Raw genomic sequence first — 25,976 nt, 5'->3', positions numbered from 1 at the left:
AATGATTAAAAACCAGCACAAACGTTTTTAGGCGTTTATGCTGGTTTATTTTTAGATATTCAAATTAAGATTTTGTTTTTGAACGAAACGCTACTGCCAACCACGATTTTGTCTTCAAGTCCGCGGATCAGGCGGCCCTCTTTGTCATAGACATGGGCTCTGGCTTTATTGATGTCAGCCATCGCAAGAATGAGTCTGTCGCGCAGCGGTTCGGGCAATTCATCGAACAGGAACGATTCTTTGTTGAGATTGTATTTCCCACGCAGCGATTCCACTTCTCCGGCTTTCTTCAGTCGGTACGTTCGTTTGGGTAAGGCACCTTCGAGTGTACGTTTCTCTATCCGATAGACATAGCTGTTGTCGTCGTAAACGATTTCGAGTGCTCCGCTATTGGTGCGATTATACTGCACATGCTTGTGATTTTCCTTATGCAGTTCCCACCAGGCTTTGATCCCCGCAATCGCCTCTTCCTCAGTTTTATAGCTGCCGTGTTCCTTCCGAATGTTGCCGATGCGATTCTGCCAATAGTTGGTATACACTGTTTGACTCATACAATCCGCCCTTTCGTTTATGGTGTAATCGCTATCATTGTATGCCTAATCCGGAACTTTTGCAAGAGGAAGGACTCTGAAAGAACATAGGCGTCGATTCGCGCCATGATTTGAATCAACCGATTCCCTTCACGTCGACCACTTTGTGAACCACCCACGTCTCAAGTCGCGGGCTTCCTTCGACCTCCCTTCTTATCTGCGTATTTAAATGGAGTGCCATCCAGGTCCAATGCGATCAATTTTATCATGTTGTTCACCTGATCCTTCTTAACGCTCGTTTGGATGCTGTTGTGCCGTTAAGTAGGCGTAGACAGCGCCATAAATGCCGGCATCATTGCCGAGTTCCGCTTTTTTCACGGAGTAATTGCCTCTGATTTCCGGAAACACATGCCGATCGATGACTGTTTTCAATGGCTCCAGCAACAAGTCGCCAGCTTCGGAAAGCCCTCCGCCTACCACAATCTCTTCCACATCGATGGTGTTCATGATCCCCGCCAAGGCAAAGCCCAGATGCATGACTGTTTTTTGGACAGCCTGTTCAGCCAATGCATTGCCTTCATTGAGCCAGTCGAAAACATCGATGGTTGTGAAGCCGTTCTTCGTCAGCTGCTTCTTATCATCGAGCAGGCTCATCGTCTTCAGCAGTCCGGTTGCGGATGAATAGGTCTCCAGGCAGTTGATGTTGCCGCATCCGCAAACCCGCTGTTCTTCCGATTGGACAGGGATATGCCCGATTTCCCCACCGGATGAGTGGGTTCCGTTCAGGACTTCCCCATTCAGGATGATGCCGCCTCCGACACCGGTGCCCAAAGTCACAAACACCAGATTGGCTTTCCCTCTGGCCGCTCCCTTCCACATTTCACCCAAAGCTGCCGCATTGGCATCATTGAGCAGTATGACCGGCAGCTGCAATTCCTTTTCGATCACCAATTTCAGTGGCATGTCCGACCATCCCAGATTGACGGCCTTCACTACCAATTCCCCATTCTGGGAAATAGGACCCGGAACGCCGATGCCGATACCGATGATGTCTTCCGAGCCGTTCATTCCGTTCAAAATCTCTTCGTTGATTGCACGGATGATGGCATTCGGGATATGGTTGCCGTTGTCAGCCGCATCCGTTTTGATTTTCCATTTTTTTGAGATGTTTCCGTACACATCGATCAAGGCGAACTTGATTTCCGTCCCGCCTATATCGATCCCGATCATTTTTTTAGCCATTTTATGCTCTCCTTTTAAAAAAAGGATGCGAAATATCCCTGAAGCCGAGTATTCCACATCACATCTTTATGTTTAGTTGTTGTCTGTTTTTGGGATTCAAATCAAGCAAACTTGCTTACTGGACAAAATTCCTCAAATAAAGAGTACTTTGCCGTACGGATGTCTTCACTGCAGCATAATCTTTTTCATATGCCTTGTCCTCCACCTCGATGCAGGTATGCCCTTCATAGCCGATATCCGTTAAGGCAGAAACGTATTTCCCCCAATCAACGTCGCCTAAGCCTGGCAGTTTCGGGCTCATGTACTGCAAAGGCGTTGCCATGATGCCGACATCCGCCAATTTTTCCGGATAAACCTTGATGTCTTTGTAGTGGACATGGAATAATTTATCCTTGAATTCGTAGAGCGGTTTGATGTAATCCATCTGCTGCCAGACAAAGTGGGAAGGATCGAAGTTCAAGCCGATATGATCGCTGTCAAGCAGCTCGAATACTTTCCGGAACAATGCTGGAGTTGTCATGAGATTCTGTCCGCCCGGCCACTCGTCTTCCGTGAACAGCATCGGGCAATTCTCGATCGCGATTTTGACGTTCTTTTGCTCCGCATACTTCACGATCGGTGTCCAGACTTTTGCGACTTCCGACAGATTTTCGCTGACGGTCTTCGAAGGCATGCGCCCGATGAAGGTCGTGACCAAGTTTACATCCATCAACGCAGCCGCGTCGATGACCGAATAGAGATGATCGATGGCAATTCGGCGTTTTTCGGGATCTTCGTCCAACGGATTCGGATAATAGGCCAAGGCTGAAATCTCCACACCTTTGCTGGAAGCATAAGCGTTCAATTCATCGGCTTTTTCTTGCGTAAGGTTTTCGGTATCGATATGGGATACCCCAGCATAGCGGCGCTCCGCTTTGCCTGCGGGCCAGCAAGCGACTTCCACGCAATCCAGCCCGTTTTCAGCAACAATATCGATCATTTCCTTGAAATCACTTTGATCAAGGATCGAGGTAACCAGTCCTAGTTTCATGCTTTTTCCTTCTTTCGACGATTTATCAATGTTTATTCGAATGATACGGATCTGTGCTCTTTCGCGGATACGCGGATAGCATCAAGCAGGCTCATCAAGCGCAGAATTTGCGCCGGTTGCACAACCAAGGCTTCTTCACCGTTCACATGTTTGTTGTAGTGCTCGAAAAACATGTCATGATTGACAGTGACTTCCGGAAGCGGCTCCGAAGCCAGGCGTCCTTCCGGGGCAGGACCGAATGAGCGGGTCGGGCCGGCAGCGGTCATCGTGATTTTTCCGGGAACGTTCTTCAGCAACTCTGATGTCCGGACGATTTTCCCTTCTGGATGGAATCCATCAACATAGGCGCTGCCTTTGTTGCCTCCGACAAACCAATGGCGTTCGAACCAAGTGTCCTTATCGGTCAGGAAATAAGTGCCCAGCTCGACTTGCCCGCTGATGCCGCTGTCAAAATGCAGCTGGATATTGAAGTAATCATCAACTTCTTTGTTGATCACATTGCGGACATCTGCATATACAGTCGTCAACTTCCCGGGAATCATCCAGAGCATCTGATCCAGCAGATGCACGCCCCAATCATAGAGCATGCCGCCACCGAACTCCGGATAAATATGCCAATCGTGCATATTGCCGTTGAAGCCGTACAAAGCATTCTTGATCGTATAGACATCTCCGAGCGTACCGCTGTCGACCACTTTCTTGATCAGGCGATAGTCTTTGTCCCAACGGCGCTGGTGATGGACCGTGAAGCGGACTTTGGCGGCTTCCGTTACGGTCATCATTTCCTTGAATTCTTCCGCATTCATCGCGGCCGGTTTCTCCACGATGATGTCTTTTCCTGCTTGCGCAGCTTTTTTGACCATTTCCAGGTGCAGATGGTTCGGTACCGCGATGATGACTGTGTTGACTTCGTCATTCGCCAACAGCTCATCCGCCATCAGGTGCGTTTCGACACCTTCCGCTGCGTGTCCGAGTTGATCCTTGTTGATGTCGCAGACCGCGACCAATTCCGCGAAATCCAATTTATTGATGGTTTCGGCATGGGTTTGACCCATGAACCCGAAACCGATGATGCCAAATTTCAACATATGTATTGCCCCTATCTTTCATGATCTTCAACGATCCTGTATTTTGCTTATATCGTGACTGTGCGCTCTTTCATTCCGACCAACGGCACCGGGATATAGGCCGTTCTTGTGGCGATCGTCAAAGCAACATCATGGTTACCTTTCGCCAATCCGCCCTCTTTCATCACGCGGATATGCAGGGGTTCGCCGTATTCCCATTTGTAGTAAGAGACTGTCGCAGCTTCCTTCAGAGTGAACCAATCTTCCTCATCAATCGAAATCTGGATTGCGGTTGGTTCTTCCTCTACGCCATCGACAGCGACTTTTACGAATTCTACCATCGACAAAGGAATTCCACGGTAGTAAGTGATCAGTGTCTGCAGTCCGTAACCGATCGTCGTGCCGTTTTCTACGATATTTTTGCAGGTATCTTTTTTGAATACATTATTATCAAACATCTCTTCTTCCCCCTACCCTTGGATTTCTTTCAAACAAGCTTGCAGATATTGCTGGTTGGCGATGACTTGCTGGATTTCCTGCATCGGCTCACCAGGTAAGATGAAGCGGTTTCCTTCGTATTCAGTCGCTACATAGCCATCGTACTGATGCTCATGGAGATATTCCAATAAGCCTTTGTAATCCATCGAGTATTCCGGTCCCTCAGGAGTCATTTCGAACATTTTGATATGGAAATGCTTGATGTACGGCATGTATTCATCCATCACTGAGAATGGATAGTTTTCATAGCCATCGCACAGCGGCGCAAACATGTGGTCCTCTTTGGTTTTGATGACTTGTTTGAATTCATCTGGATAAGTACCGCCATTCTCTTTACGGACTCGGTGCAGGTCCGTACCTTTTTCGAACAAGCTATCGAGGTAATCGAACATTTCTGGGCTGGCGCCATTGTTGACCTCGTAGGCACGTACAACGCGTGGGAATTTTTTGCAGAAGATCCCGGTGTCGATGACCAGTCCGATGTACGGAGAATCCAGACGTTTCATTTCTTCGATGAAAGCAAGCGTTTCTGGGCCGTCGAAAGCCATCCCTGCATGGATTTCCAGGGCGATGGTAACGTCGTACTCTTTGCAGTAAGGCAGCAACGGTTCGCAAACCCAGTAAGGCACCATCGAAACCAAGCGGATCATTTTCATGCCCAAACGGTTTGCCTGCTTGATTTCTTGAATCAGCAAATCGATGCATTCTTTTTTCGTCAGCGTGCGGTTGTTGTAGAGGTTGGAGTTCAAGAAGACATCGGCAATGACCGGTTTCACGCCGGTTTGGTCAAGCAGCGCGTGCCAGTGATCAACTTCTTCCTGGGATGGATGCGGCGCATTTTTGATCATCTGATCCGGCAACATTTCCACGCCTTCGACGTTAAGATCTTTCAGTAAGTTCATCAGGTCTTCCAAGTTCATTCTTTTGTTCAGATATTCGTCTTGCAGGCTGTACAGACTGACAGCAGTTTTGATTCTTGCCATTGTTGTTTCCTCCTAGTGGTTAGTGGCTATAGGCCTTGCTTAAAATTCAACGACTTGTCCTGTCTCAGCTGATTTGTAGATTGCTTCCAGGATTTGGGTCACGACGATCGCTTGTTCAGGCTTCACCATTGGGTCCGTGTCATTCAGGATCGCTTCCACCCACTGTTTGGCTTCAGCATCACGTTGTTCCAAGGTCGCCCCTTCGAATCCGAACACACCGCCGGCATCGGATGGTTGCGTCTGTTCCAATTGATTGTGGGCTGCTTTATTGAAGACGACATAGCCCTGATCAATGAAAGCTTTTCCGAACATCTCTGCTCCGCCTTCAGTTCCGCAAAGCGTAACCTGGGCTTCTTTCGGGTTGATCATGTTGAGCGCCCAAGCAGCCTCCAGGAAGATGGTCGCGCCGTTTTCCATTTTGATCAGTCCGAATGCCGAGTCTTCCGTTTCGAAAGTATCCGGATTCCAAGGGCCGAACATGTTCGCCATCGGATTGTCCTTCAGTTTTTGATAAGTTGATCCTAGTACTGATTTTGGTTTGTAGTTGTTCATGTACCAAAGCGTCAAGTCCAAGGCATGCGTGCCGATATCGATCAGCGGGCCACCGCCTTGTTTTGATTTATCAGGGAATACTCCCCAGGTAGGAACGCCTTTGCGGCGGATGGCATGTGCCTTAGCGAAGTAGATATCGCCCAATTCGCCTTTGCTGCAAGCATCGTAAGTAGCTAAGGAATCGGCACGGAATCGGTTCTGGTAGCCGATTGTCAATTTTTTGCCGGTGCGTTCAGCAGCATCCAGCATTTCTTTTGCCTCTGCATAGTTGATCGCCATCGGTTTTTCGCACATGACATGCTTCCCTGACTCCAAGGCATCAACCGTGATGTATGAGTGGGAAATATTCGGCGTCAACACATGGATGACATCAATGTCTTCCCTAGCCAAAAGCTCTTTGTAGTCTTCCGTCACTAAAACATCCGCTGTACCATATTCCTTAGCCGCTTTTTCAGCCCGTTCGATGACCGTGTCACAGAAAGCCACGATTTCCACTTTATCCGATAATTTAGCCAATGCCGGGAAATGCTTCCCGTTGGCGATTCCTCCGCAGCCGATGATTCCGAATTTTAATTTATTCATGTTATTTCCTCCTTTTGGTTATCGCTTACAAGATTATTCTATTATGAATTGCACTTTTGCTCTCAACTTTATGAATAAAAATAAATCACACATTTTTATCATAAAATAAATCAAGTTAGACTCTGATTAAACATGAATCACACATTTTTAATTTAACGTGTAAAAAAAAAGATTCCACTGCAATTGCAATGAAATCTTACAGGTAAATATCCGCTTGCCTTCTTTTCTTTGACTAATTACTATAGATTTCCTTACAAAATACCTTGCCTCAATCCATTAATCTTCTTCTAGTTCTCGGATTTCCAATTCGACTGCGATTTGATCCATTTGTTTTTTATCAAGTTTGTACCAATACAAGGGAAGGATGCTGAGTACCATTAAAATCGCAGGGACTAAGTTTACTACCACATTTATTCCTGTGATAGAGGCTTGTGACTGTACTGCTCCTGGTACATAACCGGTTGCTGAAAGCATCAGCACTCCCCCGGCTCCGGCTATCGCTGATGCAAGTTTTACACCAAATCCTAAGAACGAGAATGTCAATCCTTCATCTCGCACTCTATATTTCCAATCTCCATATTCCACACAATCAGATAACATTCCTGTGGAAACACTGCCAGCTGAGTTCGCAAGTCCAATAAATGCAGCAGTCGTCAGCAAGAAGGCGGTGTTACCGGATGGGAAAAGAAAAAGAACGAATATAGATATAATACTGATCAGACTTAGTATCAGCAACCAATTTCTCTTACCAAATTTCTTTGTAGCCACTGGCAACAACATACTACCTATCAATTGAAAAACAGTCATACTTGTAAAAATTGGTGCAATCATTGTAAAAGATCCGACTACATAAATTACATAGTATGCAAGTAAGGTCATTCTTCCAATAACGGACATTGCCCCCAAGAAAACACTCCAAACTGTGATCAACAGCATTTTGTTTTTAAATAGCGCTTTCAAAGATGTCGTAACAGAAATTTTTTGTTTCTCTCTCTTCCTTGAATCCGTTCTTGCTGTTTCCTTACAATGATATGCTGTTAGCCAAAAAGCTGGAATCATAATCAGGGAACAAATAACAGTGACCCAAAAGTAGCCTCGAGAATTAGCAACATCACTGTTACTGAAAAATAAGATGGCTGGCATTACTGCCATGGATAAAATCATTTGAATGATACTGCCACCAACTGCTCTTGCTGACGTATAATTCATTCGAACTTGTGAGTCTTTTGCAATTCGGTTTACTAAACTGGCATACCCAACCGAAAGTGCAGTATAAGACATTCCTGCGCCAATATATAAAACTAAGCAAAGAATTACTTTCGTTACACCTTCTACAGGGAATACAGTAAACGTAAGAATATTAAATATAGCTAGGAATGGTGGAGCAAAAATGAGATATGGCCTGAATTTACCCCATCTAGTATGTGTTCTATCAGCTATGATGCCCATCATTGGATCGTTCACAGCATCCCAGATACGAGCAACAAGCATGATCATTGAAATCGCAGCAGCAGAAAGCCCAATAATATCAGTGTAAAAAATCATCAGATAGGTATTGATCATATACCAACTCAATTGACTTCCAACTTCACCGAAGCTGTAAAAAACAGCTATCTTTTTACTTGTTTTTTCTTGAATTTTCACTTTTTGACTAGCTACCTCAAAATTCATATCCACCTGTTTTTCCATTTGTCTTCCTCCTGATTGTAAATTATAAGACCGCTTGTAATCGATTACATACATAGTTTATACCGGGACGGAAGTTTCCTCTACTTTGATAGCGTTTAAATTCATGGTACTTCCATGACGAGAAAACGCTACCTTTTATTGTTGTGTAAATTTGTGTGGCACATTCTTAACTAATCTGATACTTTTTGGATGTCAAACAAGCAAATATCATACGGGGACAGATGGATTTCCAGTACTAATTTATCATCGCTGATGATTTGTGTCAGTATTTCGATCTTCGGAACGCATTTTTGCTTCAGGTATTGGATCATTTCTTTATCAAAATGATCGATTTGGCTGATCGCATTGACTTCTTCCAAAAAATTGCCGTTGTTCTTCCCGATGCTGTACTTGGTGATCCGGTATTTACCGGCTGCTTCAAAGCCATTCAGTTCAATTGTCCAATCGATCGGCTGTTCATTGTCAAAAATGGCGTAGGCATTGTTTTTGTGGAATCCTCCGATGGTGTCGTAGTAATAGGTCGCATTCAAATGGCTGTAGTGGTAGCACAGCAACTGATATTGCTTTTCTTTTCTGGTCACAATCAGATTTTCGGAAGCGAAGATTCTTTTCGGACCTAATTTCTTCAGAAATTTGAAAGCATAGTAACCGATTTTGGGGACTCCGTTTTTGGATAGGATACCGGCTCCGCCAAAGATTTCTTTTTTGGCTGTATCGAAACTGGTCACCGTCAAATCCGACAATTGCCAATACCCGATCAGATCGCAATAGGAAAGGATCGAAAGGATATTCTTCAGGATATAGGCGCCTTTGAAGGCCGTATCATTGACGATTTCCCTGTTCAGGATGGTCACGTTGAACTCCGTCACGTACAACTTCGTACCCAAATCCAATTCATCCAGTAAGGTGCGGATGTCCTTGATTTTATTCAGCATATAATCTTCATCATGGGAAATCGGATTCGCACGCTTCTCTACAACATAGCCATGTTTGATTTCATCGATCGGATAGATGCCGATGCTGATGAAGTCCGGTTTGACTTTTTCCTGTTTCCATTTGCGCAGAAAATTCCGCATGTCTCCCCGCTCGATGTCCAAACTCAATCCGCAGCCGCCTACTTGCATTCCCGGAACGATACGCTTGATAGATTCGCTGATTTTACTGAAGTAACGGATATAGTGCGGATACTGCGAAATATCCACCTGTCCGTCACCCATCTCGATCAGGGATAGCTGTTCCTGATCCGTGTTCTTAAGGACCAATGCGTTCGGTTTCCATATTTCGATGATCCATTTTGAGACTTCCTCATCGCCGTACTTATCGATACAATGGTTGAGAAAGGTTGTGAACCTGAGCAAAATCCCGTCCATTCTGTTGGTTTTCAGCTCAAACGGTTCTTTCTTAATGATTTTTGTGTGGGTTTCATGTATCAGTTTGCCTTTGAATCCGAGTTCCAAAAACGGAATCATCCCGGCATCGAGAACCGTCTGCAAAATTTCATCAACTTTTGTGAAGTCGAATTCATCGCCAACTTGTTCAAACAAAACATTGTTGAACAAGCCCCAAATCCGGCCGTAGCGAAAAGCATTCTGCTCTTGCGTATATCGGATCTGTTGGGAGAATGACGTGTGGAGCAGGTCACCGGCGTAACCGAGATTGATCAGATATTTGTCGTAATCGAAATCTTCCGACTCTGAAACATCGATTTTCAACTTGTCGGCACTATTGCCTTCCTCCTCTTCCACAAAGTACTTCTGCAGATCCGTCAATTCTTCATTCAGTATCGCAAAAGGTGAAGATTGGATTTCGATGCCTTTTTTCGATTCTCTGCGGTACTCGCTGGGAGTCAGCCCTTGATATTTTTTGAACAACCGGTTGAAGGAATTGATGTTGGAAAATCCGGCTGAGAATGCAATGTTGGTCACGGATTTTTCTGTTTCGAACAAATCTTTCCGCACTTTTTCCAAGCGCTTTCTGATCAGATACTCGCTCAGTGACAAGCCGATTTCGTTCGAGAACAGTTTGGAAAGGTATTGTTCCGACACGAACAATTTCCCCGCCAAATCGGATAAGCGGATCTCTTTATCAAAGTTATTATCGATGTAAAATTTGACTTCCTCGACTTTTTGCTTGATGCTCCTGTCCGACTCAAGTTGCACTTTCACAAAATACTTCTTTTCCAACGTATTGATGAGGTTGAAGTACACCTCAAAGATTTCCGATATCCGTTTCTGTTCCTTGAAAATGTACAGTTCCACCAATTGATTCAACAGATAGGTTACCTGCATATCCGAGCTGTGGGTATTTTTGACCGAATCGCCGGTAAAATAGTAGCTGTACGGGTCGGACTCATCCTCTTCGGAATAAAAATACTGCAACGACAACTGAAAAACTTTCGAATCGCCCGTATGGCATGTATACGATTTGGATTTATGCAGAATGAAAAAATCGTCCTTTTGCAAAGTCAAATAACTGCCTTCGGATTCTACCGACAGTTCCCCGACCAACACATACAGCAGATGGATGTCATCATCAAAATTTTGGATGACTTCCTTGTTTCCGATTTTTTTGATCTTGATGTTTTCCCATGGATTGATGAGTTTCATCCAATCACCTCTTTCAGGTATTACTATATGCTATTCAGGCAGCCCCTCACAAGAGCATACAGAATAAAAACAGTGCTGCGCTTAAAATAACAAACTGGATTTTAGGACAACATTAAAAAGTCCTTAATAATGGTTTGTCAGAATACTCATCCTAGACCACTAAAAAGGACTGACTGCTTTGGAGAAGCATAAAGGGAAAACTGAACCGACTGACGTATAATCAATTCTAGTTTAAATCGAATGCCCCCTTAATATTTAAACAATTCAATGATGTAGCAACTTGGCATTGCATCAAAACCAACTGACATTTTTTCATCACCGTTCAGAACTCTACCGGATATAAATTTCCCATCTTTTAAATCGCCTTCTTCAAATTTGATCACTTCTACTTTATAATTTTCACCTGGCTTAGCCCGGAAGCTAAGCTTGCTCATCATTCCTACAAGTAAGAATTTATTTTCTTCAAGTTCAAAAATCGCTCCTGAAGCAACAGGCTTCTTGTCCATTCTCGGTGCATAAGAAACAACTACATCATAATGAGTCAGGTTAATGAAAGCCCCAAAATCGGTTTCGTGTTTTTTAACATAACTATGCACTCTACCCGTTCCTCGATACTCCATCAAGAGTGATTTTATGTTTTCGATTATTGAGTATGTTTTGGCCAAATAGTTCTTACTGTCTTCGATATCAAAAGCGGATGGATCTATATTGAGAGCCAGCATCACATCCATTGGAGGCTTATTGATACTTTCTGGAGGGAGCACCAATTCTTCAATCCCAAATGGAGAATAACCAATCGCATTATGCTTCGTAAAAGCATACAAACAGTAGGAAGAAGTGACTGCATCTTTTCTGACTTCCGGAACCAACAGCGGATTTCCTTCATACGCATACTCATCCAATACTTGTGGCACGTAGGGAACGTAGATGTCTGGAGCCAAAGTAAATAAAGAGGGTGCAATGGATTTCCAAATTTTATGAACTTCTTTTACAGGGCCGCCGCTAGGATACGAACCAGGATACCATGGATACTGTTTTAGCCAAGCGTTTGTGAAATATGGAATTGGATATTCGTATTTTCCGGCTGAGGTAATTTTTTCAACCGCTCTTGCGTAGTGATAGGCCATAAAGCTCTCATTTGCATCTTTCCCGAAGGCCTCGTCCCATGTGCCAACTAAGTTAAGATTATCCGCTAAATCTTTGGGGATTTCTTTGCTGATGAGTTCATTTGCTAGGGGACTATAGTCTCTGTCCGTCCCTAATAAACCGATTTCATTTTCGACCTGAACCATGATAACAGTTGAATGTTCTTGGTCTGTCTCCTTAATATGCTTCATCACTTTGGAAAAAGCGTAGGCATCTTTCTCGACAGCCAGTTCGCATAAAGGCGAAATGGAATGCAGCTTTTCTCCTTTAGCAGTTTGCACTCTGCTGTATTTGCTGGAGTCCTGCTTCATCCACTTGGGCGTATACATGCTCTCAGCATTTTTCCATAGTCCAAACCAGATCAAGATGAGGTGCATCTTTTGCTCTCTAGCTTGGGTGATGAGTCCATCCAACAAAGTAAAATCAAACTCCCCTTCTACAGGTTCTATCAACTCCCAATAGATTGGCGCAATTACAGAATTCATATTAAGCGGTTTCAAATTCGGCCACACGTTTTCCTCCATGTATTTTAGATCGCTGGTACTCGAATTATGAAGTTCACCGGCTAATGAAAAAAATGGTTCTCCCTTTACGTAAAGTGTTGGAAATCCCTTTTCGTTTCTGATTTCAGGTATTTTTGTCATTGATATTCCTCCTTTTCTATCTACGCTTAGTATAGTGCCTATTGACAATCAGCGTCCATCTTAATATATTTATAATCATAGTAAAATATTAAGATGAGGAGAAAAAACACATGATAATCACCATAAATAATCTGGATTATCGGTCCACGAACATTCCGATGATGGTATTGACCCTAGGATTTAAACATAATCAAGAATCCATTAACCGGATAGAAGGCGTCTCCCATTTCCAATGGTTTTTTTGTGAAAAAGGCCAAGGAGAAGTTATCATTGATGAGAAAAAAATGATCATCAATGAGGGTCAAGGATTTCTGATTTATCCAAACACTGCTCACGAGTACCATGCACTATCCGATGAATGGCTGCTTGATTTTGTAGGATTCAATGGAGATATTTGTCTTGAACTCTTAAAAAATCTGGACATGACACAATCAGGCGCTTACCACTTATCTGATACGCAGATTTTTTCAACATCTGTGGTTGAAATGATAAACAATTATAAGACTAGTGCGAATTTTAAAATTGAACTTTCGACCTATTGTTATAAACTTCTATTAAATTTGGCCAATGCAGTAAGGTTGATTATTGGAGAAAATCAATTTGGAACAAACAGAACAGTTAACAGTATCATTTCGTTTATCGAAGAGAATTATCACAAGCCTATCAATCTTGATGATATCGCTGCATCATGCGGAATGACAAAGGAACATATTTGTGGGGTTTTCAAAAAAAATATGAACCAGACAATCAATCACTTTCTGACGACTGTAAGAATTATCCACGCTAGAGTGGAATTGTTGCAATTCCCAGAAAATAAAATCCATCAAATTGCAGACTCTTGCGGGTTCCGGGACTCGAGTTATTTCTGTAAAGTTTTCAAAAAGAATGTCGGGTATTCTCCAGAGCAGTTCAGAAAGGTAAGATATTGATGGCTATACCCTCGGAAAATCCAGCATCATTGACAATAGGGCAAGGACATGGATTTTGAACATCCAAGTCCTTGCCCTATTATTGTCCGAAGTGTCGCCAGCGTATCAATCAAATGTTAGGGTGATTTTCTCTTCTAAGTATTCCTGAGAGTTTTTGCCCAAACAAATCAAAAATTCCCCGTCTTCAAATTTGAACCAGTAGAGGTTAAATTTTTCATTTTCATTTGATAGATTTATGACGATTTCATGGGTGCTTTCATTTTCGTCTATGTTCGAGCCCAGCAAGTATTGTTTTACGGGCGAATATTCCCATACGTCATTTTCAATTTTGACTTTTTGATTCAGCGTCGTATATTGGCTAGGATTTATTTTGTATTTTTCCTTAAAAACACAACCCATCATCCTCTGAGAAAAAACTGAATGATGGGTTAATTTTTATAGGCTTATTTCGACTAGCTTGGGGATTTTATCTATAGAACATCAATGAAGGTTTACTTCAACAGCTTGATTTCTTTGGATAAAAAACATTAAAAAAAAACAGTTTAACATTTGCATAAAGGATGATGGGTTTATTTTATTATGTTTATTCCAACTAAAGAACAGCAGCGAAGGTTTCCTTCAACAGCTTGATTTCTTTGGAGGATGTGCAGCAACAGCCGCCGATCCATTTGCAGCCCAGTCCATTCCATTTCAATGCTTCGTTTGAGAATACTTCGTCCACTTCATGACTGTGCGTCCATACTTTTGTGGTGGGATTGTAGATTGCTCCCGAATTTGGATAAGCGACCAAGGGCTTTGTCGCATTCTCCTTCAGATATTCCAAGGCAGGCAAGACTAAATCAGGCTGCACGCAATTGACGCCATATGCAATGATTTGCTCGGATGACTCTGCCAATTGTTGGAATACATGCAGATCGGTCCCGTCACATAAGTGGTGGGCGTCTTTCAGAGTGACCGTCAACCAGGCTGTCGCATTGGGATACTGGGCCAGCAGCTCAATCACAGCCCGGATTTCCGTTATGTCCGGAATGGTTTCGATAGCTAGCAAATCAGCCCCTGCTTCCAGCAGCAACGCTAGCCTTTCACGATGGAAATCGACCAATTCGGTTTGCGACAGACCGTAATTGCCACGGTATTCAGATCCGTCCGCCAAATAAGCACCGTATGGCCCGATTGAAGCCGCCACCCATTTTTCTTGCGTGCCTCGGCTTTTCGATTGTGCCTGTTTCGCAAGTTGAACCGTTTTTTTGATCAAAGCTCGGCTATCTTCGGTTGTGTGGCCCAGCCGTTCAAACCCGGCAACCGTCGCCTGGTAGCTGCTGGTGATGGCAATGTTTGCCCCTGCATCGTAATAGTTCTGATGCACTTTTTCGATTTTATCCGGTTCATTCACTAATGCTTTCGCAGTCCATAACTTATCATTCAGGTCCAACCCTTGCTCTTCAAGCCCCAGGGACATCGAGCCATCGATGAGGATCACTTTTTGATTCTTTTGCCACTCTTTAAAATTCATCGGAAAGCTCACCTACTTCTTGATTCTCGATTGCTACAGAAGCCTTTTTGCTGAAGAATAATTGGTAATAAAAGAAGCACAAGATCGTGAATGGGATGCCGATGATCAAGGCAATCCGCTGGTTCGGATCAAAAGCGATGCCGATGATCGACACTGAGCAAAGAATAATGACGAGCCAAGGAACGATTGGATAGAATGGCGTTTTGTAATCCAACGCATCGAGCTTATTCCCCGATTTTAGGTACTGTTTTCGGAAATTAAGTTGTGCCCACGCGATGCTCAACCAAACAGCCACGACCGCGAATGCAGAAATGGAAACCAAAGCCAAGTAAACGGTGTCCGCGGAATAAATGCTGGAAAAGAGCGAAAGCAGTCCGCCGAGAATGGTCAGCAGCAACCCGTAGATCGGCAACCCGCGTTTGGATAGTTTCGCGAAACGTTTCGGCAGCGTTCCCGCATTGGCCAATGACCACAGCATTCTCGATGCGGCGTAGACCCCGGAGTTTGCGCCGGAAAGAACTACAGTGATCAGGACGAGATTCATGATGTCGGCGGCGTATGGGATACCCATCAAATGCAGAATGACGGTCACCGGACTTTCATCCAAATTAGCCGCAGAATCCGGAAGCAGCGCACCGATCACAACAATCGTCCCGATGAAAAGGACCACGAGAATGACGATTGTCTGTAGGATTGCTTTCGGGATATTCTTCTTGGGATTTGTCGTTTCGCCAGCGGCTACGCCGATCAATTCCGCACCGGAAAAAGCAAAGTTAGCCGACAGTATCGCCAAAAATACGGAGCCTCCGCCTTTCGGGAACCAACCGTTTTCCGTCAAATGGCTGAAAAGTGGTGCTGACGAATTCCCCTGAATCGGTATAAATCCAAAAATGCCACCCAGACCCAGGATAAGGAAAATTGCCAGTGCGAGCACTTTGATCAATGACATCCAAAATTCGCTGACAGAAAACCAACGCACATCAATAATATTTGAGAGTAAAATAATGCCTATGAAAAAGATGCACCAAAGCCATGTGGGAATGCTAGGAAACCAGCGCTGCGACAAAATCGCCAAAGTGATGAATTGCGATCCCAATGCCACTGTCCACGTTAACCAATAAAGCCACGCTACCACGAAACCTGCTCCGGGATGGATATATTTTGAAGCGTAGTTGTGGAACGAACTTGTGCTAGGCTCGTGGACCGACAATTCACCCAAGCACATCATAACCAACGTCACCAAAAATGCTCCGATCAAATACGCAATGATGGTTCCGATCGAACCCGTCGTTTGAATCAAATACCCCGAACTTAAAAAGATTCCGGTTCCTATTACTCCACCCAATGAAAGCATAACTAGATGCTTTGATGTCATTTCCCTTACAAATGATTGCTCCATATTATTCCCTCCAAAAATGTTTTAAAAATATATAAAAAAAAACACTCCCCCTATTGAAAGGGCGAATGCTCGCGTTACCACCTTTGTTCATAATCAAAAAGATTATCTCAGCAAGGGACTGTCATCCCTTCACGCGCTATCGGGCGTACCCGTCACCTGCTAAGTTTCCCTCACATGTGATAACTCAAAGACCATTTTCGCTAATTCCGAAACATCTGCTTTCACCATTCGCAGACTCTCTGTGGTTTCTTTCCTAACTACTTATCTCATCAAAGTTTCATATATTTTTAATAAATATACAAGAATGATGGAGGGTTGTCAATTAATTTGTGAAATATTTTCTGCTTACTTTCATTCTTGTTAGTGCTTTGGGATGATTTTTGGGGGTGGCCGGAGTTGGTACTCCGTTCGGGTGCTGTCCTCCGGCCAAGCGGTTGTGGCCGGAGATACGATGCGGGTCACGTCGCTCTGCTCCCGTGGGAGGACTCTGGACGGAGATCAAAGTCATTTTCGACGCTCTCCTCCGTACAAGCATTCCTTCACCGGAGGAGAGCTCCGGTATCATACAGAAGATACAAAAAACAAGCCCGCTGCACCGAAATAAAACGGTACAGCGGACTTACTATTCCTAATATTTATTACCATGGTTGGATGGTCGGTCCGATCGTAAACTCGTTTACGTTGGTATCCTCAGGCTGGTCGATCGCAAAGGCGACCACATTGGCTACGCGATCTGGGCTGATGCCATATTGTTTATAAATGATCCCCATATCTTTGGCAATCTTATCGTCACTGATGGTTTCCAGCAATTCCGTGTTGATCGCGGCCGGATAGATTGTGGCTGTTCTGATATTGGTGCCTTCCATCGCGGATTCCATGCGCAGCACTTCCATCAGATCGCGGACTGCCCATTTAGTGGCGCCATAAACTGCTCCACCCGGATATGCTTTAAGGCCCGCAACAGACGATGTGGTGATGACATGACCGTATTTCTGTTTTACGAATTCGGGCAGAACCGCTTCGATCCCGTTCAGCACGCCTTTGATGTTGACGTCCACCATTAGATGCCAATCCTTTGTTTTCAGCTTCGATAAAGGCGAATTCGGCATCACACCGGCATTCAGGAAAATGACATCCACTCTGCCGAATTTTTCTTTTGCCAGATCAACCAGCTTTTTGTTGTCTTCGATTTTGGTTACGTCCGTAACGTGGTAAACAGCTTCCCCGCCACCCTGAACGATTTCATCAACCAATTTCCGCAAATGCTCTTCTCTGCGCGCGCCTAATACTAATTTAGCTCCCTTACTCGCCAACAGTCGGGCTGTCGCCTCGCCAATCCCTGAAGAAGCTCCCGTGATGATCACTACTTTGTCTTTGATTGCCATTATCTTCATCCTTTCCATTCTGACCCGGAGTATCAATAAAGAATCGAAAAACGGTTTATTGCATCTGACAACTGCTTGTCCATTTTTATTATACCACCGGGTACCCGTTATAGGCTTACCAGAACCTTACTCCTTAACCTTGAGGTGAAGTCAAGGAACAGCAATTGGAAATTCAGAAAATTCGCCTAACTGTTGAGCGGTGTCCTCCGGTGAATAGGCTCTCTCCAGTAATTCGTCTTCATATTTGAACCCATCATTACCGGAAAGCACAAAAAGGAGTGCTCAACTGGTTGGTGAGCACTCCTCTGTTATTTGGTGAAACGCGTTTGTTTCGCTGTTCTCCGGTCAAGCAGTCACTCCCCGGAGGAAATCCCGCCTCGGTCACAATACGCAGGAACGCAACACCGAATCTATTCCTTCAACAATCCGCGCTCGCGGTACCACTCATCAGGTGTCCACACCCACTCATGGTTCTCTTTTTTCAATAAATCAAACGCTTCTTTTGGGCCCATTGTTCTTGCCGCATACTTTGGAATCTCATCACTTTCGCTGTCCCACGTTTCCCGGATTGCATCGATGATTCTCCATGACTGCGCGACTTCTTCCCAACGCGCAAAGTTGGTTGCATCGCCCAAAATAACATCATAAGTCAGGCGTTCATACGCTTCTGGCGTATTGGCCATCATTTCGCTATCATGGCGGTACTCCAATTTGATCGGCTGCGTATTAAATCCCTGCCCGATTTCTTTGCGGTTCATGGTCAAAGCAAAACCTTCTGTTGGCTGGATATAGATGGTCAGATCATTTGCTGGGACATCCTTCTCAGCATCAAACGGATTAACGGGAACTTTTTTGAAAACGATATTGACGCGCGTCCCTTTTTCCGTCAGGCGTTTTCCGGTGCGCACATAAAAAGGCACTCCGCTCCAACGCGGACTATCCACCATGAATTTCCCGGCTACAAACGTTTCAGTCTTCGAATCGCTTGCGACATTCGGCTCTTCTTGATAAGCGACAAATTCCTTGCCATCCAATTCGCCTGCCGCGTACTGGCCTCTGACGAAGTTTTCGCGGACTTCTTCAGGCCTGTAGACGCGCACAGCATTCAGCGCTTGGATCTTGGCTGTTTGAATATTCGCTTCGGATACGGAGGCTAATGGTTCCATCGCCAGCAAGGATAGCACTTGCAGAATATGGTTTTGAACCATATCTTTCAAAGCCCCGCTGTGGTCATAGTAGCCGCCGCGCTCTTCCACTCCCAATTCCTCGGCAAAAGTAATCTGAATATTTTCGATGTACTCACGATTCCACGAAGATTCCAGGAACGGATTCGTCAAACGCACGGCCAAAATATTTTGGATCATTTCTTTGCCCAAATAGTGGTCAATCCTGAAAATATCCTCTTCCGGGAACACTTGCGTGATTTGGTCATTCAATTGCTCAGCTGATGCATAATCCATCCCGAACGGCTTTTCGATGACGACGCGGTTGAACCCTTTGTCAGTCACGATCTGCTGCCCTTTCAAATGAGTCACGATCGGTCCGAAAAATTGTGGCGCCATCGCCAGATAATACATCCGGTTCTGCTCCAAATCATATTGGACATCCAATTTGTCAGCTAGCTCTTTGAGATGAACATAATGCTCCACATCTGAAACGTCATGCGCACGATAATAAAAGTGGCTTAAAAAAGCAGCTTTTTCCGCTTCTGTCGGCTGGAATGATTGGATAGATTCCGAAACCACATCCCGAAAATGCTCGTCGCTCCACTCTCTTCTTGCCGTCCCGATCACTGCGAAACGTTCTGCCAACGCACCGCTTCGGAATAATCGGAAAAATGAAGGATATAACTTTCTTTGGGCTAAATCACCTGTCGCGCCGAATAATACAATCAATACTGGATTAGTTTTTACCACCTTATCGCCTCCTGCGTTACTTAATATTTCCATAATACCATGATTAGCGGAAAGTTCCTTAACTCTTAGAGAATTTGAGCACCTGAAAAATCAAAAATTTTTTATATTGCTTTCGGATTTTTGGATTTGCTCATTTTTCTCCGGTGAGACGTTTCTTACCGGAGAACAGTACAATTTTTCGTAGTCTCCTCCGGTAAAGCGACCTTCATCGGAGATCAGATTCCATTTTCCCGCCCACCTCCGGCGAGGCAGCCTTCGTCGTAGATGAGGCCTCACGTATCATGCTCTCCTCCTGCCAGCGGGTCGTTCACCGGAGATCCGGCCCCGCAGCAGCCCTCTTCGTTCAATACCAAACCCAAAAAAGCACCCCTGCCATCCGGCCGGGGTGCCCACACATATATGCTCTCTTAAGGTTGTTTGCCGATGTAAGCCAAGATGCCCCCGTCGACAAACAGAACGTGTCCGTTCACAAAGTCCGAAGCACTCGACGATAGGAAGATGGATGGGCCAGCCAAGTCGACCGGTTCGCCCCAACGCTCGGCTGGTGTGCGGCCGACGATGAATTGGTCGAATGGGTGGCGTTCGCCGTTCTCCTGTAGTTCGCGCAATGGCGCTGTTTGTGGCGTCGCGATGTAGCCGGGTCCGATGCCGTTGCACTGGATGTTGTATTGGCCATATTCGGAAGCGATGTTTCTTGTCAGCATCTTCAGTCCGCCCTTAGCGGCTGCGTAGGCACTAACGGTTTCGCGGCCGAGTTCACTCATCATCGAACAGATGTTGATGATCTTGCCGCTTCTTTTTTCGATCATGTCCGGAAGCACAGCTTTAGCCATGATGAACGGTGCAGTCAGGTCGATGTCGATGACTTGGCGGAAGTCCGCCACGGCCATTTCGATCATCGGTGTGCGTTTGATGATGCCGGCATTGTTGACCAGGATATCCACGGAGCCGACGTCCTCTTTGATTTGTTTGATCATGGTTTGCACGCCGGACTCGTCTGTCACGTCGCAGACATAGCCGCGCGCTTCGATGCCGATCGCTTTGTAGTTGGCAATCCCGTCGTCCACTGATTTTTGATCTAAATTATTGAAAACGATCGTCGCACCGGCCGCAGCCAAAGACTTCGCGATCTCGAATCCGATTCCGTATACCGCACCCGTGATGAGTGCCACTTTTCCGTCCAAACGGAACATATCCATTGTAAAATCCATACGTATCCCTCTTTCTTTTTTCGTTTATTTTAATTGGTCCATAGGAACCATATCCATGTCAGTGTAAGTGATGTTTTCGCCGCACATCGCCCAGATGAACGAGTAGTTGCTTGTCCCTACTCCGGAGTGGATGGACCAGCTTGGTGAAATCGCAGCCTGTTCATTTCCCATGACCAAGTGCTTCGTTTCATCCGGTTTGCCCATCATGTGGAAAATGCGCGTGTCTTTTTCCATATCGAAGTAGACGTAGGCTTCCATTCTGCGTTCGTGCGTGTGGCTCGGCATGGTGTTCCAAGCGCTGCCTGGTTCCAAAATCGTGTAGCCCATCTGCAATTGGCAGCTTTCGCAAATATTTGGATGGATGTATTGGTAAATTTTGCGTTTGTTCAGCGTCAACGGCTCACCGGTTTCCATCGGTTTGATGTTGTCGATGCTGATTTTCACGTTCGGATGTTTGTGGTGCGCCGGCACGGAGCTGATGTAGAATTTGGCCGGATTGGCTGCATCCTCGGACGTGAAGACGACTTGGCGCGTTTCTTTGCCGATGTAGTAACCGTCTTGTTTTTTCATCTCTTCTTTTTTCCCGTCGATCTCGATGGAACCTGGTCCGCCGATGTTGATGACACCCATCTCACGGCGCTCCAGGAAGTATTCGACACCCAATTCTTTGTCCAGGACGATCTCCAATGCTTTATCTGTTGGAGTGACGCCGCCGAAGATCATGCGGTCATTGTGTGTGTACGTCAGGCTGATTGCGCCCGGAACGAATACTTTCTCGACCAGAAATTCCTTGCGCAGTTGTTCTGTCGAGTAATGACGGATATCCTCCGGACTGTGTGTATAACGTGTTTCCATGTTTTGCATGTGATGATCCCCTTTTTTTGTATTTCGTGTTGCTTGTTTGATAGAAGCTTGTACTTCACTCTGAACCTTTTTTACTTCCCTTTGATCTCCGCAAACTTATCCGCATATTGCCTTGCCACTTCGGTCACTTTATCAAAGTCACCGGTCGCGGCAGGTGCCAACAAGTTGCCGCCGACACCGACCGCGGTGACACCTGCATCGAACCATTCCTGCATGTTCGCCAGGCTGACGCCGCCTGTCGGCATCAAATTCAGGTGCGGCATCGGCGCTTTGAAGCTTGACACGATGCTCGGACCATAGGCGCTGCCTGGGAACAGTTTAATGATGTCAGCGCCACTCTTCAGTGCTTTTTTCATTTCCGTAATCGTCATGCAGCCCGGCAGATAAGGGATTTGGTACAAATTACATAACTCTGCTGTCTCTTTGTCGAAATTCGGGCTGACGATGAACTCGGCGCCTGCCAGTATCGCCAGACGGGCAGTGATGGCATCCAATACCGTCCCCGCTCCGACCACGACTTCCGGTTGATCCTTGTAGACTGTCGCCAGCTCGCGGATGACTTCATCCGCGTTCGGAACAGTGAATGTCAATTCGATACCGTTCAGGCCGCCCGCGACGATTGCGTGGCTGGACTTCAGAGCCTCTTCTTTCGTGGCGCCGCGGACGACTGCCACGACCCCCGTTTTTTCCAAACGATTCAAAATAGATACGCGTTTCATCCGTCTCCCACTTTCTATGATTACTTTATAGTTCAAACACATGGCTCAATTCTTTCGATACCGGCGAGTCATCCGGATTGGTCTCCATGATGTCGGCCATGTAGTGCCACCATTTCTGGTTGATGGCGGTGGCGGCTGTCCCGCTCCAGCGTTCTTCGTCTTCGATCTCGAGATAGCCGAACAATTCGCTCGTCTCCGGATTGAGGAAGATCGAATACTGGTTGGCCCCGTGATCTTTCAGCATCTCGCGCATTTCCGGCCACAATTCGTCATGGCGCTTCCGGTATTCCTCGTGCTGATCGGGATAGATTTTCATTGCGAAAGCTTTTTTGATCATGTTCATCCTCCTTTCGGCATCTCAACCTAACAACTTTAGGCTTCAAAATGCTCATAGTGGATTTTCTGGTTCTCTTTGTTTTTTGCCAAAAATTCTTTCGGCGTCATGCTGAATTCCTTCTTGAACGCCTTCAGGAAATGCGGATATGATGCGAAGCCGCATTGATTGTAGACGAGGTTCGAACTCTGGTAGGTCTTCAGTAGCTGCTTTGCGTAAAGAAGCTTCTTTTTCATCACGAACTGATGGAACGTGAAGCCCGTATGCTTCTTGAACTCGCGCGTGATGTAGTATTTACTGACGAAGAAGTTCTTTTCCATCTCCTCCAGCGTCAGCGGATTGCTCAAGTTCGCGGAAATGTAGTCGATCATCTGCTCGATCCGCTCATTCTGCACGATCACTTTCGGCTCCTCTTCGTTCTCCTCCGACTGCACCAGCTGATTCAAAAACAACAGATACTCAATCAAGTTCTGCTCGTACTTGATGTCCGAACCGTAGATCGATGCATCCGGCTGATGGTCGATGAAGGAAAGCTTTTGCCGCAACAAATCGGCATCGATCTTCAGGACCTTGCTGCGGCGTTCACCGCCCCCGTAAAAACACTCCTCGAGATTCGTCCATTTCGTGGAACTGCTCTGCAGAAATTCCGGCGTCAAAAAGATGTAGACACGTTCGCAGTAGTCCGTGTTCTGTTTGACGATCCGGTGCAGATCATTGTAATGGATGAGGAGAATCGTCCCCGCTTCGATATCGAACTGTTTGCCATCCAAATAGAAAGTCGCTTCCCCCGCCAACGTCGCATGCACCTCATAATAGTCATGGTAGTGGTAGAGCGTCTTCTCTTGGCTGATGACATCCTTCACGTGATAGACCTCGTACTGATCCGAAGCCATCGTGTTAACGTTTGAGGACTTTTTTAGTTGCTTATCTGTATTCATGGATATTCCCCTCACCTATTCTTGCGTGTTTCTACTATATATACTGATGAAAATTATGGTTTGACTTCGCTTTCTCTCAACAGCTGCAGCGCCTTCCCGATATGGTCATCCTTTGTTTCTTCGAGGACGACGTAGGAAAGGGGCTTGTGCTTGGCAATGATTCCGGCAATCGCCGCGTAATCGATCAGGCCTTCCCCAAGGTTGACCGGGATGATTTGGCCGTCTTCGAATATGAAGTCCTTCAGATGGACCGCCACGATTTTGTCGCCGAAGCGTTCAAAAGCCCGTTCGACCATGGCAACCTGGTGCTGATAATCTTCACTCGTAATCAGATTCGAGGGATCGAAGATGATCCCCAAGTAATCCGACTGCACCGCCGCCACCAGCTGCTCCACCCGCTCGAGACTGTAGAGCGGATGATTCAGGCCGGGCTCGATTCCCACCAACATACCGGCTGCTTCGCCGGCCTTGACCAAGCGGCGGATGACTGCGACCATGTCGGCGAAGGCTTCATCAGTGAAATTGTCTTCTGTATATTGTATCTCCGGCAATACGCAGCCGGTCTCGGAAGCAACCATCGCCGCCCCGAGGTAGCGGGCGTGGCGCACGTAGCTCTCGAATTTCTGAAGCAGCTGTTCGCGGATCTCGGGATCGGGATGGATCATATTGATGTAGCAGCTCAGAATGCCGACCTGCACATCCTCTTTTGCCAACTCCCTTTTGATCGCTGCCCCCATGCCGGGGTTCAGATTGGCTGCGCCGGAAGGCATGTCCGGAAAGGACATGCCCAGCGCCAACTGCAGATTGTGGATACCTTGCTTTTTCGTTTGCTCGGCCAGATCCTTTACCGATGTGACACCGGATAAGTCATGACCACGGACTGTGATATTAAGCATATCCTGTTACCCCGCCATGTTCGGTAACCACATCACCAATCCAGGGAAGTACGTGATGAGGAAAAGCACGACCAAGATCGCCAAGTAGAACGGCACGAGCGGCTTGAGCATCTGCTCGGCTTTGACGCCCCCGACGCTGGCCCCTACGTACAACCCGGTTCCTACTGGAGGTGTGATCGAGCCGACGCACAAGTTCATGATCGAGAACAATCCGAAGTGGACAGGATCGACGCCAACGCTGGTGATGACCGGCAAGAAGATCGGCGTGAAGATCAGGATGGCAGGACCAACGTCCATGAACATACCTACGATCAATAATACGACGTTGACCAACAACAAGATCAGGAATTTGTTCGTCGTCAAGCCAAGGATTGCTGCGCTGATTGCTTGCGGGATGCCGGTGAAGGCCATCGCGAAGGACATCATCGATGAAGTCGCCAAGAGGAATGTGATCGTACCGGTCGTCAAAACAGCTTCCTTCAGCATCGGATAAATGTCTTTGACAGTGACTGTTTTATAGAAGAACATTGCGATCAGCAGCGAATAGGCAACTGCGATTGCGGAAGCTTCGATGGCCGTGAAGATGCCGGTCAGGATGCCGCCGATGATGATGACGATCAGCATGACACTGGGAATCGCTTCTTTTATGATCTTGAAAGCCGAACCCATTTCGGAAGCTTTCATCGTCGGATATTTATTTTTCTTGGCGTGGACGTAAGCAACCAGCATGATTGCCAGACTCCACAGTGCTCCTACCAGATACCCTCCTAAGAATAGTGAGGAGATGGATGCACCGCCTGCGACCAACGAGAACATGATGAATGCGGTACTCGGCGGGATGACCATCCCGGTTGGAGCGGACGCAATATTCACCGCTGTAGCGAATTTGCGGTCATATCCTGCTTTGATCTGTTGCGGAATCAATACCCCACCGATGGCAGTCGAAGCTGCGATCGCAGAGCTGGACATGGAGCCGAACAAGGCATTACCCAACACGTTTGTATGGGCCAACCCGCCTGGGATGCGGCCTACGAACAGCATCGCGAAGTTCACGAGTTTCTCGGCGATCCCACCATTATTCATGATGATCCCCGAGAGTACGAAGAACGGAATGGCGACGAGCGAGAAACTGTTCAAGCTGGAAACCATTTTCTGTGCGGAAGTGAAGACGGCAATTTCAAACGGGACAACCAACAATAATGTGGCGATCGAGGAGACCGCGATACTGATCGCAATCGGCATCCCCACTATCAGCAATACTACGAATACAAAGAATAATATCAAACCTGCTTCAAAAGCCATC

The 25,976-nt window shown here is 46.0% G+C and carries 22 protein-coding genes and 1 other annotated feature; of the genes, 1 reads left to right on the top strand and 21 read right to left on the bottom strand.

Annotated elements, in window-relative coordinates; all coding sequences use genetic code 11:
- Window positions 1-59: 59 nt before the first annotated feature.
- The 10 genes from AC0J5I_RS10205 to AC0J5I_RS10160 form a co-directional block, all read right to left on the bottom strand.
- Window positions 60-551 (bottom strand): hypothetical protein, encoded by a 492-nt coding sequence (locus AC0J5I_RS10205; RefSeq protein ID WP_475299707.1) that lies wholly within the window; start codon window positions 549-551, stop codon window positions 60-62.
- 267 nt (window positions 552-818) lie between these two features.
- A complete protein-coding gene (locus AC0J5I_RS10200) occupies window positions 819-1,772 on the bottom strand; it encodes an ROK family glucokinase (protein ID WP_475299706.1) in 954 nt (317 codons plus the stop codon).
- A 115-nt stretch (window positions 1,773-1,887) separates the two neighbouring features.
- Window positions 1,888-2,802 carry a sugar phosphate isomerase/epimerase family protein gene (locus tag AC0J5I_RS10195; RefSeq protein WP_475299705.1) on the bottom strand — a complete coding sequence of 305 codons (915 nt, stop codon included), beginning with the start codon at window positions 2,800-2,802 and terminating at the stop codon, window positions 1,888-1,890.
- 32 nt (window positions 2,803-2,834) lie between these two features.
- Window positions 2,835-3,890, bottom strand: coding sequence for a Gfo/Idh/MocA family protein (locus AC0J5I_RS10190; protein WP_475299704.1), 1,056 nt, complete (start codon window positions 3,888-3,890; stop codon window positions 2,835-2,837).
- A gap of 47 nt (window positions 3,891-3,937) precedes the next feature.
- Entirely contained in the window at window positions 3,938-4,327 is a 390-nt protein-coding gene (locus AC0J5I_RS10185; RefSeq protein WP_475299703.1) for a C-glycoside deglycosidase beta subunit domain-containing protein, read from the bottom strand.
- Between the two features lie 12 nt (window positions 4,328-4,339).
- Window positions 4,340-5,350 (bottom strand): sugar phosphate isomerase/epimerase family protein, encoded by a 1,011-nt coding sequence (locus tag AC0J5I_RS10180; RefSeq protein ID WP_475299702.1) that lies wholly within the window; start codon window positions 5,348-5,350, stop codon window positions 4,340-4,342.
- A 39-nt stretch (window positions 5,351-5,389) separates the two neighbouring features.
- On the bottom strand, window positions 5,390-6,484 hold the full coding sequence (locus tag AC0J5I_RS10175) for a Gfo/Idh/MocA family protein (protein WP_475299701.1): 1,095 nt from the start codon (window positions 6,482-6,484) through the stop codon (window positions 5,390-5,392).
- Window positions 6,485-6,760: 276 nt separating this feature from the next.
- Window positions 6,761-8,173 carry an MFS transporter gene (locus tag AC0J5I_RS10170; RefSeq protein ID WP_475299700.1) on the bottom strand — a complete coding sequence of 471 codons (1,413 nt, stop codon included), beginning with the start codon at window positions 8,171-8,173 and terminating at the stop codon, window positions 6,761-6,763.
- Between the two features lie 170 nt (window positions 8,174-8,343).
- Window positions 8,344-10,779, bottom strand: a complete 2,436-nt coding sequence (locus tag AC0J5I_RS10165) for a GH39 family glycosyl hydrolase (RefSeq protein WP_475299699.1) — start codon at window positions 10,777-10,779, stop codon at window positions 8,344-8,346.
- Between the two features lie 248 nt (window positions 10,780-11,027).
- Window positions 11,028-12,569, bottom strand: a complete 1,542-nt coding sequence (locus AC0J5I_RS10160; protein WP_475299698.1) for a DUF5597 domain-containing protein — start codon at window positions 12,567-12,569, stop codon at window positions 11,028-11,030.
- 110 nt (window positions 12,570-12,679) lie between these two features.
- On the opposite strand from AC0J5I_RS10160, the gene AC0J5I_RS10155 reads away from it, so the two are divergent.
- The gene (locus AC0J5I_RS10155) at window positions 12,680-13,498 is read left to right on the top strand and encodes a helix-turn-helix domain-containing protein (protein ID WP_475299697.1); all 819 of its coding nucleotides are present in this window, start codon (window positions 12,680-12,682) and stop codon (window positions 13,496-13,498) included.
- Between the two features lie 592 nt (window positions 13,499-14,090).
- On the opposite strand, the gene mmuM is transcribed toward AC0J5I_RS10155, so the two are convergent.
- The 11 genes from mmuM to AC0J5I_RS10100 form a co-directional block, all read right to left on the bottom strand.
- Window positions 14,091-15,011, bottom strand: a complete 921-nt coding sequence (gene mmuM / locus AC0J5I_RS10150; RefSeq protein WP_475299696.1) for a homocysteine S-methyltransferase — start codon at window positions 15,009-15,011, stop codon at window positions 14,091-14,093.
- Window positions 15,001-16,410, bottom strand: coding sequence for an amino acid permease (locus AC0J5I_RS10145; RefSeq protein ID WP_475299695.1), 1,410 nt, complete (start codon window positions 16,408-16,410; stop codon window positions 15,001-15,003). The genes mmuM and AC0J5I_RS10145 overlap by 11 nt, the downstream gene beginning before the upstream one ends.
- A 54-nt stretch (window positions 16,411-16,464) precedes the next feature.
- Window positions 16,465-16,692: a binding site (T-box leader), on the bottom strand.
- A 356-nt stretch (window positions 16,693-17,048) separates the two neighbouring features.
- A complete protein-coding gene (locus AC0J5I_RS10140) occupies window positions 17,049-17,795 on the bottom strand; it encodes an SDR family oxidoreductase (RefSeq protein WP_475299694.1) in 747 nt (248 codons plus the stop codon).
- A gap of 410 nt (window positions 17,796-18,205) precedes the next feature.
- Window positions 18,206-19,744, bottom strand: coding sequence for a glucose-6-phosphate dehydrogenase (gene zwf / locus AC0J5I_RS10135; protein ID WP_475299693.1), 1,539 nt, complete (start codon window positions 19,742-19,744; stop codon window positions 18,206-18,208).
- A 374-nt stretch (window positions 19,745-20,118) separates the two neighbouring features.
- Complete coding sequence (locus tag AC0J5I_RS10130; RefSeq protein ID WP_475299692.1) at window positions 20,119-20,922, bottom strand: gluconate 5-dehydrogenase; 804 nt, start codon at window positions 20,920-20,922, stop codon at window positions 20,119-20,121.
- Window positions 20,923-20,946: 24 nt separating this feature from the next.
- Window positions 20,947-21,786, bottom strand: a complete 840-nt coding sequence (kduI, locus tag AC0J5I_RS10125) for a 5-dehydro-4-deoxy-D-glucuronate isomerase (protein ID WP_475299691.1) — start codon at window positions 21,784-21,786, stop codon at window positions 20,947-20,949.
- A 71-nt stretch (window positions 21,787-21,857) separates the two neighbouring features.
- Complete coding sequence (locus AC0J5I_RS10120) at window positions 21,858-22,505, bottom strand: bifunctional 4-hydroxy-2-oxoglutarate aldolase/2-dehydro-3-deoxy-phosphogluconate aldolase (protein ID WP_475299690.1); 648 nt, start codon at window positions 22,503-22,505, stop codon at window positions 21,858-21,860.
- Window positions 22,506-22,530: 25 nt separating this feature from the next.
- Complete coding sequence (rhaM, locus tag AC0J5I_RS10115; RefSeq protein WP_475299689.1) at window positions 22,531-22,842, bottom strand: L-rhamnose mutarotase; 312 nt, start codon at window positions 22,840-22,842, stop codon at window positions 22,531-22,533.
- A gap of 35 nt (window positions 22,843-22,877) precedes the next feature.
- On the bottom strand, window positions 22,878-23,732 hold the full coding sequence (locus tag AC0J5I_RS10110) for an AraC family transcriptional regulator (protein WP_475305676.1): 855 nt from the start codon (window positions 23,730-23,732) through the stop codon (window positions 22,878-22,880).
- A gap of 98 nt (window positions 23,733-23,830) precedes the next feature.
- Window positions 23,831-24,673 (bottom strand): sugar phosphate isomerase/epimerase family protein, encoded by an 843-nt coding sequence (locus AC0J5I_RS10105; RefSeq protein WP_475299688.1) that lies wholly within the window; start codon window positions 24,671-24,673, stop codon window positions 23,831-23,833.
- Window positions 24,674-24,679: 6 nt separating this feature from the next.
- Entirely contained in the window at window positions 24,680-25,975 is a 1,296-nt protein-coding gene (locus AC0J5I_RS10100) for a TRAP transporter large permease (protein WP_475299687.1), read from the bottom strand.
- Window position 25,976 lies beyond the last annotated feature (1 nt).

The sequence above is a fragment of the Trichococcus sp. TS_SC_9 genome (assembly GCF_056156325.1).
This window is presented reverse-complemented; position numbering and strand designations above follow the sequence as displayed.